Source organism: Psychrobacter sp. 72-O-c (genome assembly GCF_904846605.1).
Lineage (GTDB): Bacteria > Pseudomonadota > Gammaproteobacteria > Pseudomonadales > Moraxellaceae > Psychrobacter.
Map to the genome: position 1 here is coordinate 18,382 of NZ_CAJHBI010000026.1, position 15,310 is coordinate 33,691.

10 protein-coding genes are annotated in these 15,310 nt (G+C 44.1%); 9 read left to right on the plus strand and 1 reads right to left on the minus strand.

The genetic code is table 11. The features are described 5' to 3' along the window. The first annotated feature begins 12 nt into the window (after window positions 1-12). From JMX97_RS10125 to msrB, 9 genes are all read left to right on the plus strand, one after another. The gene (locus tag JMX97_RS10125) at window positions 13-2,952 is read left to right on the plus strand and encodes a M48 family metalloprotease (RefSeq protein ID WP_201557757.1); all 2,940 of its coding nucleotides are present in this window, start codon (window positions 13-15) and stop codon (window positions 2,950-2,952) included. 127 nt (window positions 2,953-3,079) lie between these two features. Continuing rightward, on the plus strand, window positions 3,080-3,997 hold the full coding sequence (locus tag JMX97_RS10130) for a hypothetical protein (RefSeq protein ID WP_201557758.1): 918 nt from the start codon (window positions 3,080-3,082) through the stop codon (window positions 3,995-3,997). A 136-nt stretch (window positions 3,998-4,133) separates the two neighbouring features. Continuing rightward, window positions 4,134-5,273 (plus strand): 3-phosphoserine/phosphohydroxythreonine transaminase, encoded by a 1,140-nt coding sequence (serC, locus tag JMX97_RS10135; protein WP_413786404.1) that lies wholly within the window; start codon window positions 4,134-4,136, stop codon window positions 5,271-5,273. Window positions 5,274-5,524: 251 nt separating this feature from the next. Continuing rightward, complete coding sequence (locus JMX97_RS10140; RefSeq protein ID WP_201557760.1) at window positions 5,525-7,357, plus strand: extracellular solute-binding protein; 1,833 nt, start codon at window positions 5,525-5,527, stop codon at window positions 7,355-7,357. 105 nt (window positions 7,358-7,462) lie between these two features. Beyond that, entirely contained in the window at window positions 7,463-8,242 is a 780-nt protein-coding gene (gloB, locus tag JMX97_RS10145; RefSeq protein WP_201557761.1) for a hydroxyacylglutathione hydrolase, read from the plus strand. Window positions 8,243-8,357: 115 nt separating this feature from the next. After that, window positions 8,358-9,428 carry a microcin C ABC transporter permease YejB gene (gene yejB / locus JMX97_RS10150; RefSeq protein WP_201557762.1) on the plus strand — a complete coding sequence of 357 codons (1,071 nt, stop codon included), beginning with the start codon at window positions 8,358-8,360 and terminating at the stop codon, window positions 9,426-9,428. Beyond that, window positions 9,428-10,594: an ABC transporter permease gene (locus JMX97_RS10155; RefSeq protein ID WP_227671551.1), complete on the plus strand. Its 1,167-nt coding sequence runs from the start codon at window positions 9,428-9,430 to the stop codon at window positions 10,592-10,594. Before yejB ends, JMX97_RS10155 begins: the two co-directional genes overlap by 1 nt. Before the next feature lies 1 nt (window position 10,595). Then, window positions 10,596-12,275 (plus strand): ABC transporter ATP-binding protein, encoded by a 1,680-nt coding sequence (locus tag JMX97_RS10160; RefSeq protein WP_201557763.1) that lies wholly within the window; start codon window positions 10,596-10,598, stop codon window positions 12,273-12,275. Between the two features lie 251 nt (window positions 12,276-12,526). Then, entirely contained in the window at window positions 12,527-13,759 is a 1,233-nt protein-coding gene (gene msrB, locus JMX97_RS10165) for a peptide-methionine (R)-S-oxide reductase MsrB (protein ID WP_201557768.1), read from the plus strand. An 838-nt stretch (window positions 13,760-14,597) separates the two neighbouring features. Here msrB and folE read toward each other — a convergent pair. Then, window positions 14,598-15,194, minus strand: coding sequence for a GTP cyclohydrolase I FolE (gene folE, locus JMX97_RS10170; protein WP_227671550.1), 597 nt, complete (start codon window positions 15,192-15,194; stop codon window positions 14,598-14,600). Window positions 15,195-15,310 lie beyond the last annotated feature (116 nt).

Genomic DNA, 15,310 nt, shown 5'->3' on the forward strand with positions numbered 1-15,310 from the left:
CAAGATAGGCGGATGGATTTTTTTGGTGAGCAGCGTACCCGTACGTGGCGCAGTTTGTTGCTATATGGTCTGTTTTTACTGATTGTACTGGCGCACATGGCGGTAGCGCTGGGTGTCATGGCGCTGTTATTGACGTTATTTATCGGCGGTATCTATTATTGGGTGTTGGTGCTGGTTATTATTTGGACGCTATTTAGCTTTATGGTGGGCAGTTACCTTGAATATCGGCGTTTAAAAGCGGGTGGACGAGCGATTGCCAAGCGCGTTGGCGCAGTCAGATTGTTTATTGATAGTAGCCAAGAAGCATTAGAGTACAGCCAAGGCGTGGCGCATCAACACACGCCTGTGTCACCAGTTCGTTATACCTCGCGTCACATTGCGGTACGTGATGAGCGTGATTTTCCGCCAGTTTATCGTCGTTATTATGAGTTTGCTCAGCAGTTAGCGATTGCTTCAGGGCTGAGTATGCCAATATTGTATGTCATGCCTAACGAGCAAGGCATTAATGGTTTTGTCGCTGGTCGGCATACACAAGACATGGTATTGGTCGTGACCCAAGGGGCGCTGGATAAGCTGCCTGATGAGGCGCTATATGGACTTATTGGCCATGAATATGGCCATATAATGCACGGTGATGCCAAGTTTAACCTGCAATTAATGGTGGTGCTGGCAGGGTTGCAAATATTATATGATTGGAGTGATCCTATCGAGAACTTAACTTCTGGGCATAGTCGGCACAGCAGCTATTTTGATAGTATGACCAGTCGACAAGCATCGGTAGCACAAAGAGAAATTGACTCGCAAGCACGCAACACCGAATTGAAGACGGCAGATTTTACTACCCATGCCGAATGGGTAAGCTATTGGCAGACCCAGACTCAATTACAGCACTCATCAGCCAAAAGTCAATCGATGTGGCTACAAAATAAATCAGCGCTTAACCGCAATGCGCCGCGTAGTGTTTGGACGTTATTATTACATGGTTTAAGCTTTTCTAGCATGGCCAGCGCACAGCTGATTAAGCACAGCTTTAACCGTGAGCGCGAGCTATTAGCTGATGCAACCAGTATCCAGTTGACACGTTCGCCAGCGATTTTGGAGACCCTAAAAGCCATTCACCAAGATTCGCTTGGGTCACGTCTATCAGGTATTGCTGATATCAACGGGCTGAGTCATTTTTTCTTCGCCAGTAGCGGAGCAGATTTGGGTGATGTTTCTTGGTTTGCTACCCATCCAAGCTTACCTGAGCGCATGAGCGCGATTAATGCCAGCGAATATCAAAATTTTGCGATAAAAATGGCAAAAGAGCAGCAATTGAATCAACAAAAAATTAAAGAAATCTACGATCAGCGTCGAAGCGGAACTTGGGGTGAGCTTAAAGGTAATAATAGCCTAAGTAAAAATTTAAACTCAAACTCTCCCTCATTATCTGACATGTATCAAGAAAAGAGTATATCTGTTGATAACGTTAGTTCTAATGGCTTTGACAGTAAAGTTGACCCCGATACAGGACTTGAATTCAGCATAAAGGAAGACACTATCGTTGATGGACGTTTGCAAGTGGTAGCTAGTGCAATTGGCACGCATAAACTATTAAAACCTTGGCAAACAGAGCTTAGCCCTGATTTGCCAACGGACACGCTAATCTCAGACACAGATATCCAAAACGTATCGCTACCGCATTATGTACTTGATCACAGTCATCATCCGTTAGGCGCGCAAGCACTGATTGAAGCAGTGCTGTTATGCCATCAAGGACACACACTATCGACGACTGCTGTTTATGATCTTGCTGATATTTGGTGTGGACCGTGTCAAGCTATTACCGCTATTGACCACAATGCGAATGACGATAGCAGTTATGTCAATCATACCAATCATCTCGAGCCTATTAGTACTAATAATCCTTCTGCTCTCAATAGTGAAAATCCTAGCAGCAAGGAAAAGGGCGTATTGCCTCATACCATAGATTATAAGCTACTCGAAACGATTGCTGGGCTTGATCGGCGACTGGATAGCACTTTGCTGGCGCTTGCAGTCAAAAGATTGAGTAAGCATGACTTATCTGTAACCACGATAGAACAGCTACACCAACGAAGTCTAAGCAGCCATACTCATACCAGTCAACAACACTATCAACAGCAGAAAAACTGCCGCACAATGCTAGTGCGCTATCAGCAAGGGCTTTTTGAGTTATTCAAGGGTCAGATGAGTGCTGATTTGACCAAAAATTTAAATGATGCTGATTCTGAAACGTTAGCACAGTATTTACCATCAAAACCTCAGCAGTCGCCGATCTTGTCCTTATGGCAAGCGCTACATTTACAGCAGCTGTTACCAGTATTGTCGCAAGTGCTGGGTGATGACGGTTCAACAGAAAATGCCCTATATCAGCAAGTATTACAAGCTGGTGTATCTGACATAATTGCCCAGCTTGATCCATCAGGGCAGACGTTTACAGGTCTTGATACCAATCAACAGGCGATGCTGGTTATATTGGCTTATCGCTTAGCAAAAGATACTGTAGTAAAAGATAAAGTAGGGCAGACAGCAGGATTTATAGACAATCAATTATTTATAGACAACCATAAATGTTACGTCATAGACTTAAGGCGGCATGCGCGTTTGATTGATATTGATTTAAAGACAGTTAGCGATGCAAATTTACAATGGTTGTTATTGACCGCGCAGCATCTCAATAGTATTCAACTATTGGCTATTATCACCTTAATTCCGACAACTGATGAAAATCAGCACAAGACGCAGCAGGACAGGGGTCAAATAGCTTATAATGGCGATAGTCATAACTGCTTTAATCATAATAATTATCGCCTATGGCTAAGCACATTGCATACCGTGATGTTACACGATACGATAGTCAGTCAAGATGAATTTGACTGCTTAACGGTGTTAGCAGAGCGCTGGCTTGGCGTGCGGCAACTGTTCGACTGATAGTTCCGCTACCCTTAAAACAGTCATCGTGAGCTTGGCTAACCAAAAGTCTCAAATATTTAACTCCTCACTAGATTATTGGCCCCTTCGCAAATAAGTAGGCCACTAAATAGGACAGTACTAATCCATGAGTGATACCCAAGACCAGCTACTCTTACAGCAGCGCCACACGCAACAGCGTCAGATTTTGGCGATGATGGGTATTGAACCATGGGTACAGACAGACTCGCCAACTATTAAAGTTGCGGATATTCCTTCGGCAACCGTAGATCAACCCGTATCTTCAAACTTATCAGGGCTATCAGGGCTATCAGGGCTATCAGGGCTATCAGGGCTAAGTAGTGAGCGCGCAAGCTTCGAACCTAAAGAATCTGTGCCAGATACAGCACCTGCTATTGTCGACTATAATGAAGTCGATGCCATTGTTCCTCATATGCCTGATGAGCAAAGCCTCATAAGAGAAAATACAGTAACAGAAAGCCCAGCAACGGCTGAATTTGATAACAATACCATTAATGCTCCTGTTGCCCCTAACGCTGAGGTTGTCACGCAAACAGACGTTAAGCCAACTGTAGAGCAGTTGGTAGCACCACTAGTAGAATCAGCCAAGACCTCTCTAAAACCAAACAGCACTGTTGAAGATAATATTGCTGAAAATAATAATGACTACAGCCTGAAGAAGATCGCGCCGTTTGATCTACAGGGTGGGCGCTATGGCAATTGGGTGCTGATGGTTGATATTCAAGCATTGAATAATGACAGTCAAAAACTATGGCACAATATGAATCAGGCCTTATCACTATCGTGTGAAACGACTTCTTTTCCGATCTGTGAGGGTATGGATACTGCCGAGCTTGCCAATGCCAGCCTTGCTGGTTATATTTTTAAGATTGGTAGAAGTGAAGAGGTATTGGTTGCGGCATTAACCGAATTGCCTGACGGACTAACGCACCCTAATCTTTCCAGCGTACCCACGCTTGATGAGATGCTAGCCGATACCCGTCTTAAACGTGATTTGTGGGAGCAGCTATCCAATCAAGCGTAAAAGTAGCCAGTATAAAGTCTGTCGTGTTGCAAGACTGCTTCAATAATGATTAAGTGCTAAAAGTAAGACTGATGTTAAGCGTTTTAAGAAAAACTGCAACGAAACCTATTATTCCATCATGTTTAGGATACTTATAATGACGACCAAACCCACTATGGCTACAGAAGCGACTCCAAAAGTTGCTCCTCACCGCTTACCTAATTTCAGTGCTGGACCTGCCACTATACCTACTGAAGTACTAATGCGTGCTCAAGAGGAGCTGCTTGATTGGCAAGGAAGTGGTATGTCTATAATGGAGATGAGTCATCGCAGTAAAGACTATGTGGCCGTCACCCAAAAGGCTGAAACTAAGCTGCGTACACTGATGGAAATTCCTGATAACTATAAGGTACTATTCTTGCAAGGCGGTGCAAGCTTGCAATTCTCAGCGATTCCCTTAAACTTATTAAATAGCGGCCGCGGCGACTATCTAACCACAGGCGCTTGGTCAAGTAAGGCAATCAAAGAAGCTCAGCGCTATTCAGCGCTCGGCCTTGGTGAAATCAATTTAGTCGCGACAGGCAAAGATAGTAACTTTACTGATGTCCCTGCGCAAAGTGATTGGAATATCAGCGACGATGCTGCCTATTTCCATTATTGCGCTAATGAAACCATTCATGGTCTACAAATATTTGAGCCACCACAAGTCAATGCGCCGCTCATTGTTGATATGTCGTCGTCTATTTTGTCGCAACCTATAGATGTGTCTAAATTCGGAATGATTTATGCTGGTGCGCAAAAGAACATTGGCCCTGCTGGTTTAGTCATTGTCATTATTCGTGACGATTTATTAGGACAAGCAAGCGAGTGGTGTCCAATGCTGCTTAACTATGAGCATCAAGCAGAGAAGGAGTCGATGTCTAATACGCCCGCGACTTACTCTTGGTATTTAGCCGGATTGGTTTTTGACTGGTTAGAGGAACAAGGCGGGATTGCTGCGATTGGTGAAATCAATCAACAAAAAGCTGCATTATTGTATGAGACGATCGACAACAGCGCATTTTATAGTAATCCGGTCGCGCATAAGCATCGCTCTATCATGAATGTGCCGTTTACCTTAGCAGACAGCAGCCTTGATAAAGTATTTTTAGAGCAATCAGAAAAAGCTGGATTACTTAATTTAAAAGGCCATCGTGATGTTGGTGGTATGCGCGCTAGTATTTACAATGCTATTCCGCTTGAATGGGTACAGCTGTTGGTAGACTTTATGAAAGACTTTGAAAAGCAGCATGGTTAAACGCCTCGATGTTTTATAAATCATCGTTTTTTGGTACTATTTAAATACTAAAAGGAGGGCGCAACTGATACTGGTTGCGCCTTTTTTAATTGGGGTAGGTGCCCCCGTGCTCTAAGAATAAGTCATTTGCCATACTCACCTTCGCAAACGATTAGGTTAAAAAAGCTAAGTTTGTTATGATAAAATTTTGTAGTTTGGTAATATAGCCAAATATATAGAATGATTGTAGTGCCTATAATGATAAAAACACTATGTTAAAAAAATCCATCCTGCCTATTTTTTTACTGGGTATAGCTATCCACTCGATGCCTGTTAGCATTGCCGCGCCCATTACTACTTCAGCGCTCGGACATAACAGCACCGCTGCGTATATTGACGCGCCTTTTATGCCTTATGCCAATCCAGATGCCCCAACTGGCGGTACGTTATCCTTGGATGCGCGCGGTACCTTTAATAGCGCCAATCAGTGGATGACCACTGGTGTGGCGATGATTGGGACCAATTATCTCTATGATACTTTGATGACCGGATCTTTAAACGAAGCCTTTACTATGTATCCGCAGCTGGCAAGTGGCGTCACCTATGACCCTGATGATAGCAGCTGGATTATTTACCATATCAATCCTGCTGCCCGTTTTTGGGATGGCACACCGGTCACAAGCGCTGATGTTAAAGCCACTTATGAAGCGTTACTAACCAAAGGGCCGATGTATATACGCAGCTATTTGGGTGACATTAAAGAAGTGCAAGCCCTTGATAAGCAGCAAGTAAAGTTTATCTTTGCTTCCGGTGATAATAAAGAGATTCTACTTACCGTCGGGCAGTTTCCTATCTTTGCCAAAACCTCTATTGATGAAAGTTTTGAAAAGATTAGCCTAACGCCATTGATGGGCAGTGGGCCTTATAAGTTAGGACGAGTGGATGCTGGGCGCTCAGTAAGCTATGTGCGTGACCCCAATTATTGGGGACGTCATTTGATGGTGAATCGCGGTCGTTATAATTTTGATATGATTAAGTTTGTTTATTATCAAAGTGATGAGATTGCCTTTGAAGGTTTTAAGTCAGGTCAATACCGCTTTCGCCCCGAAAATAAAGCCTCTAACTGGGCGACTGGTTACAATTTCCCAGCGGTAACAGCCGGAATGATTAATAAAGAAGCGATAACCAGCCAAAATCCAGTACCTATGCAAGCGCTGATTATGAATATGCGGCGGCCTATTTTTCAAGATATTCGTGTCCGCCAAGCCCTAACAGCCGCGTACGATTTTGAGTGGATGAATAAGACACTATTCCACGGTCAATATGAGCGTTTACAAAGCTTCTTTCACGGCTCAGAACTGGCAGCAACCGGCAGGCCATCAACCGCTGAAATGCAAATATTAACGCCTTTATTATCTGAGCTTGAGCCTATTCAGCGTCAAGCCGTGTTAGATGAATGGCAAATGCCGACCAGTGATGGGGGTGGTTTTAATCGTGAAGGGCTATTAAAGGCGCGTAAGCTACTGTTAAATGCTGGATTTTATTACGACGATATGATGCTATATCAGCCCGATGGCAAGCTGGCGCAGATAGAGCTATTAATGACAGGCGATACTATGGGGCGTGTGCTGCTTCCTTATATCCGTAACTTAAAGCGCTTGGGGTTTGATGCGACATTACGCCAAGTTGATGGTCCACAATATTATGAACGTATGCGTAGTTATGACTATGATATGACCGTTGATGTGTTTGCTCAGAGTCTCTCACCTGGCGCGGAGCAAGCGGCGTTTTGGGGTAGCGCTGCTGCAGATGAGGTGGGCAACCATAATACGATTGGTATTAAAAATGCCGCCATTGACAGGGTAGTAGAGGCGCTTGGTAATGCTGAGAGCCGTGAAGAGATTGTCTTATATACCCAAGTGCTCGATCGTCTGCTACGTGCTGGGCATTACTTAGTCCCCTTATATGGTAAGTCAGAGACCAACGTAGCCTACTGGAATCAATATCGGCATGCAGACAAGCTGCCAACCAATGCGGTTGGGATTGACTACTGGTGGGTTGATAAACAGGCAGAGGCACGTGTCAATAAGTATTTAGGTCAATAAGCTTGCGCGGTTAAGTTTCTTATATGAATATAAAGACAACCTTTAATAAATAAAGCCTCTAATAATATAGCTTTCAATAAAGATAATTTCTAATAAGGATTCAGTATGAGTATTCAAATTCATCCCATTAAAGCATTTAATGACAATTATATTTGGACATTGATTAACGACAGTAATAAGCAAGCCATCGTCATTGATCCCGGTCAGGCAGCGCCAGTCATCGAATATCTAGAAGCACAGGAGCTAGATTTGATAGCGATTTGGACGACTCATCATCATTACGATCATACTGGTGGCGTGGCTGAGCTACAAGAGCACTTCCCAATGACCCATCTTGTCGCACATAGTGAACACACTGTCGATGAAGACCAGACTATTAAAGACGGTAGTACTGTTAGCGCTTGGGGCTGTTCAGCACAAGTATGGGACGTTTCAGGGCATACTGCTAGCCACATGGCCTATATTTTAGATGTTGACGGGCAGAAGCATTGCTTTTGCGGTGACACGCTATTTAGTGGCGGCTGTGGTCGAGTCTTTACCGGTACTATCGAGCAGTTATATGCCAGCTTTAAGCGCTTGAATGGCCTGCCAGCTGACGCACTATATTATCCGGCGCATGAGTACACCGCTAGTAATCTGCGTTTTGGTCTGTCTATCGAGCCGAACAATGCAGCCATGCAGCACACGTTGTTGCAAGCAGAAGAAAAGACGTCGAAAGGTATCCCAACATTGCCAGTAACGGTAGAGCATGAGCGAGCAGTAAATGTGTTCCTGCGCGCGGATGAACCTACTGTAATAGCTGGGGTCGAGGCCAAGATGAAACTTGATGATGATAAACCACTAACGGTGTTTGCAGCTTTACGCGAGCTAAAAAACAACTTCTAAAGTTTGTTTTAAAGTGCAGTTCTAAAAATTAACACTGTCGTATTTACTTATCGTTGGCTTTGTTTGCTATTACTCTTGATTACTGTTGTTTCTCCTTATTTAGGAAGTCGTCACTATGGGTCGTTATATCTTAAAAAGGTTGCTGCTGATATTGCCAACGCTATTTTTGATATTGCTGGCGAACTTCGTTATTGTACAAGCCGCGCCTGGTGGTCCAGTTGAGCAGCAGTTGGCACTGATTGAACAAGGGGCTAAAGATAATGCACTCAATGGCAATATAGGAGCGGGCAGTTCAGGTGGTAACGACAGTACTTATCAAGGGACGCGCGGACTGTCAGAGGATATGGTCGCGGCAATCAATGCTCAATATGGCTTTGATAAATCAGCGCCAGAACGCTTTTGGCTAATGCTAAAGAATTATGCCCGTCTAGACTTTGGCGAGTCTTTCTTTAAAGGGCAGTCGGTTACAGAGTTGATTATAGAAAAGCTGCCAGTATCCATATCGCTTGGGCTGTGGAGTACGCTATTAATCTACTTAATAGCCATTCCGTTAGGTGTTTATAAAGCTATGCATCATGGATCAGCGATTGACAAGGCGACTGCCATGCTACTTGCAGTAGGGCATGCGATACCAGTGTTTGTGTTTGCTGTGATTTTATTGGTATTTTTTGCAGGTGGCAGCTATTGGAATCTATTCCCTTTGCAAGGACTGACCTCAGAGAATTTTGATCAGCTATCAGCGATTGGTAAGATTAAAGATTACTTTTGGCATTTGGCGTTGCCGTTACTAGCAAGTACGGTTGGCGGCTTCGCTGGCCTGACTTATCTGACTAAGTTTAGCTTTTTAGAAGAGCTGGGTAAACAATACGTGCTCACTGCGCGCGCGAAAGGCTTAGGCGAGCGGCAAGTTTTGTATGGTCATGTGTTCCGTAATGCTATGTTGATTATTATCGCCGGTATTCCCGCAGCTATTGTTGGTATTTTCTTTGCTGGAAACTTCTTAATTGAGATTATTTTTAAGCTTGATGGGTTAGGGTTGTTAGGCTTTGAAGCCATTCAGCAACGAGATTATCCAGTAGTTTTTGGTACGCTGTTTATCTTTACTTTAGTAGGGCTGCTATTACAGCTAATCAGTGATTTAAGCTACCATTTGATTGATCCCCGTATTGATTTTGAGGGGCGCTAATGTCGAATCATCAGACCCCTTCTAACGCTGAGTCTTCTATTGAGTCTTCAAACTCTATTCCTTTAAATGGTAAGCACGCTGATTCTAAACTTCCTGACTCTACACCACCCCAGACCCCAGAAACCAATCTAGCCAAACAAAAAAAACGCCACTTAAACCCTGTTTGGCAGGCGCGACTAGATCGTTTTCGTGATAATCGTCTTGGAGTGATCTCCTTAGTTGTTTTTACGGTGGTGTTCGTAATTTGTATGGCGGTCAATGTGATTGCCAATGATAAGCCGCTATTGGTACAGTATCAGGGCGATTATTATATACCGGTATTGAAGGCTTATCCTGAGACGACTTTTGGTGGCATATTTGAGACTGAGACCAATTATAAAGATCCTGCGGTACAAGAATTAATCAATGCGCAGGGTTATTATGTGATGCCGCTCATTCCATTTGCCGATCAGACGCCCAACGTTGAGCTGGGTCTTCCATATCCAGCAGCGCCAAATAGCCAGAATTGGCTGGGCACTGATGATATGGGGCGTGATGTGCTGGCGAGGATACTCTATGGTATGCGGGTGTCCTTACTATTCGGCTTGGCACTGACCATAGCTGGGGCCATTATCGGGATTATCGCCGGTGCCATTCAAGGCTATTATGGCGGCTGGATCGACTTAGCAGGTCAGCGTTTTATGGAAGTGTGGGGCGGCATGCCGCAGCTGTTTATGATCATTATTTTGGTCAGCTTGTTTAGTCCCAGTATTACTGTGTTATTTGCGTTGATGCTGTTGTTTGGCTGGATGGGATTGGTTGGCTTGGTTCGAGCAGAATTTTTACGCGCTCGTAACTTTGATTACGTCCGTGCAGCGCGTAATCTTGGCGTTTCAGACAGTCAAATCATGATGAGGCATATACTACCCAATGCCTTGGCGTCGAGCTTATCGCAATTGCCATTTATTTTGACTGCCAATATCATTGCGCTGACGGCGTTAGATTTCTTAGGGTATGGTCTACCGCCTGGTTCGCCGTCTCTTGGTGAGCTGATGGTACAAGGAAAAAACAACCTTGATGCGCCGTGGCTAGCCTTGTCAGGATTTTTTAGTTTGACCTTTATTTTATCGCTGCTTATTTTCATTGGCGAAGCGCTGCGTGATGCGTTTGATCCGAGGCGCTCTTAATATGACAACGACCGTTAAACAAAATAATGAACGACATCAAAGTAGTACCAGCGAACAAGCTTCTACAATTTTAACAGTCGATCAGCTGAGCATTGTTACTACTGCAGGCATACCGTTAGTTGATAAGCTGTCTTATCAACTTAAAAAAGGTCAAACGTTGGCTATCGTTGGTGAATCCGGATCGGGAAAATCTATTGCCAGTCTGGCACTATTAGGCTTATTACCAGAGAGTCTCATCGTTAGTGGCAACGTGCAGCTGGAAGAAGTAGGTAGATTATCAATAGCCAATGGTAGTAATAGTAGTAGCGCCCGAAATAAGGCGCTGAAGGCCATTCGTGGTCAGCGTATCGGCATGGTATTTCAAGAGCCAATGACCGCGCTAAACCCACTCCATACCGTTGCCAAGCAAATCGCTGAATCGTTACGTCTCAGCGGCGTATCTAAGAAACAATGGCGCGAACAAACTATCGCTTTGCTAAATGACGTTAATATTACTGATCCCGCTGATAAGCTTAGCCGCTATCCGCACGAGCTGTCAGGGGGTCAACGCCAGCGGGTGATGATCGCTATGGCACTAGCACAAAAGCCAGATATTCTGATTGCCGATGAGCCTACTACTGCTCTTGATATAACCTTGCAGCATGAGATTTTAGCGCTGTTAGATAGCCTCAAGCGTGTGCATAATATGGCGATGGTTTTAATCAGCCATGACCTTAATATTGTCCGCCGTTATAGCGATGAGATTATCGTTATGCGCCAAGGACAGACCATTGAGGAAGGTAATACCTCAGCAATTTTTCACCAGCCTAAGGCCGACTACACCCGCACGCTGATGCAACAGAACTTTGGCGCAGCGCTAGATTTAGCTGATATTGTGGTTAAAGATAATCATGTGCCAGTGCTAGAAGTGAAAAACCTGCAAGTGCAATTTTCTATAGAAAAAAGCTTATTTGGCGGCACGAAGCGCTGGTTCGATGCTGTAAAAGACGTGAGCATGGCCTTACAGACAGGACAAGCGCTCGGTATCGTGGGCGAGTCTGGCTCAGGTAAAACCACTATAGCGCTGGCGTTAAGTCAGCTGCTTGGTACTCAAGCGCGTGTTAGTGGGCAGATAGTTGTCAATGGGCAAGATATAAAGGCCTTGCCTAAAAATGAGCTGCGCAAGTTTCGCTCGCAGATTCAGATGGTATTTCAAGACCCATTTGCCAGTATAAATCCGCGCATGACGGTGTTACAGATTGTTGAAGAAGGGCTACTCGTACAAGGATTCGGTAAGGTGGCGCGTCAGCAAGCCGTCGTGGATAGTCTGACAACTGTACATTTACCTTTGGAGTTTGCTCATCGTTATCCGCATGAGCTATCGGGCGGTCAGCGTCAACGGGTAGCATTGGCGCGAGCATTGGTCATGCAACCGCGTTTACTGATATTAGATGAACCCACATCCGCGCTCGACAGTACCACACAGGTAACAGTGGTTAATCTGCTACGTGAAATTCAAGAAAAGTTGCAGATAAGCTACGTGTTCATCAGTCATGATTTAAAGGTAGTGCGCGCGTTGTGCCAGCATATCATGGTTCTAAAAGATGGTGAGTGTGTTGAATCAGGACGTACCGAAAACATCTTTAATCACCCGCAGCACCCTTATGCCAAGCGTTTGTTGCAAGCAAGTACCATGGCCTAAATAAGAGAAAACTTAACCAATCTATCTCTTATGAAAGATAAAATAACTAAGCTGAGCTTCGCTTATTAAGTATTCAATATTTATCGCAACGACCCTATATTGTCTTTTCAGTCTACTTGATCACCGTTCGTAGTTTTATAAGTTAAACTTAAATGATATAACGCATTGTAAACATATATAACAATATAGGAATGTTTCGGTGATACCGAGAGGTTATGATATATGGATAATATTATTTTTAGGAAATTTTTATGAATTTCAAATTACAAGCTAGAGTCGTTGGTACGGTCATAGTGGCGAGCAGTGCTCTTTACGTAGGCTGTGCTGCCTCTACTACTGAAATTAGTCCTACTGTGAAAGGCCCTACGGTTGACAACCCTTATGCGCCCACCGACCCAAATTTGGCTGTGGCTACAGTGGCTGGTGGCTGTTTTTGGTGTGTGGAAGCTGGTTATGAGAAAATACCTGGCGTAGTAGAAGTGGTCTCGGGCTATGCTGGTGGTCAGACCGAAAACCCAACATATAACTCGGTATCGGCAGGCGGCACTGGTCATACTGAAGCTGCGCAAGTATATTATGATCCGACGCAGATCAGCTATAAGGGTATAGTGCAAGCCTTGTGGCGCATCGCAGATCCGACCGATGATAAAGGTCAATTTGTAGATCGTGGTACTCAGTATCGCCCGGCTATTTTTTATAACAACCAGCAAGAAAAGCAGACCGCTGAAGCCGCCAAGCAATCTCTGCAAGAGTCTGGGGTATATGACAAGAAGGTGGTAATTGAGATTGTTCCTGCTAGCACCTTCTACCCAGCGGAAGAGTATCATCAGGATTACTATAAGAAGAATCCACTACGCTACAAATATTACACCTTTAATTCTGGTCGCTACCAGTTTATCGAAAGCGTATATGGTAAAAACTATGAGCTGGATTTTAGCCAGTTTAAACCTACCGCTGGCAGCGTAAAGCAGGAAGTCTCAGGTAATGCTCTAAGCACTAAAGTAAGTACTAAAGCAGGTGCAGGCTTCAATCCAGATACGTTTGTAAAGCCGGGACAAGCTGAGCTTAAAAAGTCACTCAGTGACATACAGTATAAAGTTACTCAGGAAGATGGTACCGAGCGCGCTTTCAAAAATGCCTATTGGGATAACAAAGAGCCTGGGCTGTATGTAGACGTGATATCGGGTGAGCCGCTATATTCTTCTCGCGATCAATTCAAGTCTGGAACTGGCTGGCCGAGTTTCACTCGCCCGTTAGGCGCTGATATGGTAGTTGAAAAGGCAGATCGGGGCTTCTTTTCAACCCGTACTGAAATTCGCAGCCGCTACGCTGACTCGCACGTGGGTCACGTATTTGATGACGGTCCAGCACCCACAGGTAAGCGCTATTGCATGAACTCAGCAGCAATGCGCTTCATTCCGCTAGCGCAGATGGAAAAGGAAGGTTACGGCAACTGGATTGACGAAGTAAAATCTGCCAGTTAAACTTTATTTGATTGTAATCAGAGATCGCTCACCGGTGTCTAATCACCAACATGGTGAGCGATTTTTTTTGTCAGCGCTCTGCGGTGGCGGTGGTGCCGACCAGAATGGAGTAACTTAGTGCGTCCTCAGCACTCTTTATCAATATCCCGCTAAGCACGAATTTTCGACCGCTCAACCCTTTCTCAATTTGTTTCTACAGGCAACTGGCGTACTCTATACTTCTATAGTGGCCCTATTCGATTATATAGACCCTATAAATTAATGATTGCCTCCGTTTTACGGATAACGACATTTAATGTCACATTGTCAATATCAGTGACGATGTGGCATGACACAAATGCCTATTCACTAAACAAATTGGAGAAAAAATATGATAAAGACTGGAGATGAACTCCTGTGCACGGACGGTAATGATTGTTACGTAGCAGGAACGACCTACATTGTAGGCAAGTTTGTAAGCGGAGAATACTTTGAATTGTTGACAGGGTGCAATGATGATCGTTGGTATGTCACAATGGATGATGAAGGTATACGCGTATGCTTCAACTCCATTAGAAATGACTATTGCGACGCTTGGTTTACTAAAGTAGAGAAGCCTAATTACGCCTAAAAACAGATTTAGCGACAGTAATAAAGCCAGTCTATTTTTTTAAAAAGCTCTAAGATTTATTTCTGAGACCAGTAATATTCTTATTAGAGTTAAAGTTTTTGATAATGACCAATGACTTTTAAACAGTTTGTAAGAGAGTCAAGAACAGTCAAATAGACTTAAAAATTAACCAAAAAAAAGGACGCTCACGCATCCTTGAATTTATTTTTTGTTTTATTTTTTTAACAATTAAAATGCCGGTTGCCGTCTAGGTATCGCGCTCAAAAATTCCATACGTGCTTGATTATCATGAACAAATTCACCTAGCATAGCGGTCGTACGTGTGGTTGTATGCTGCTTACTGACACCGCGCATCATCATGCACATGTGAGACGCATCCATCACTACCGCCACGCCGCGACAGCCGGTCACATCCATAATGGTCTGTGCAACTTGCTCGCTTAAGTTTTCTTGAACCTGTAAGCGACGAGCAAACATATCTACGATACGAGCAAATTTTGATAAGCCTAATACTTGCCCGTTTGGTAAGTAGCCCACATGTGCGATACCATGAAAGGGCAGCATATGGTGCTCACATAACGAATAAAATTCAATGTTTTGTACCAGTACCAGCTCACGATTGGTCGATGGGAACAACGCGTCGTTGACAACCTTATCCAAGCTTTGATGATAGCCTTTGGTCAAGTGAGCAAAAGCTTTTGCCGCGCGCATGGGAGTATCTCCAAGACCTGGGCGCTCTAAGTCTTCGCCAGTTGAAGTAATCAGTTGACGATAGGACTCAATGCTCTCTTGGTAATCTGATGTTATGGTTGGGGTATTACTCATAAGTTTGGCAGCCATCCAAAATGTGGGTGTAGCTTAACGCTAAATCCTTGTTTATAAACAACGGTTATAAAGGATTCTTATAAAAATTGTGCAAGCTGGGAAGGGCTGTGATTATA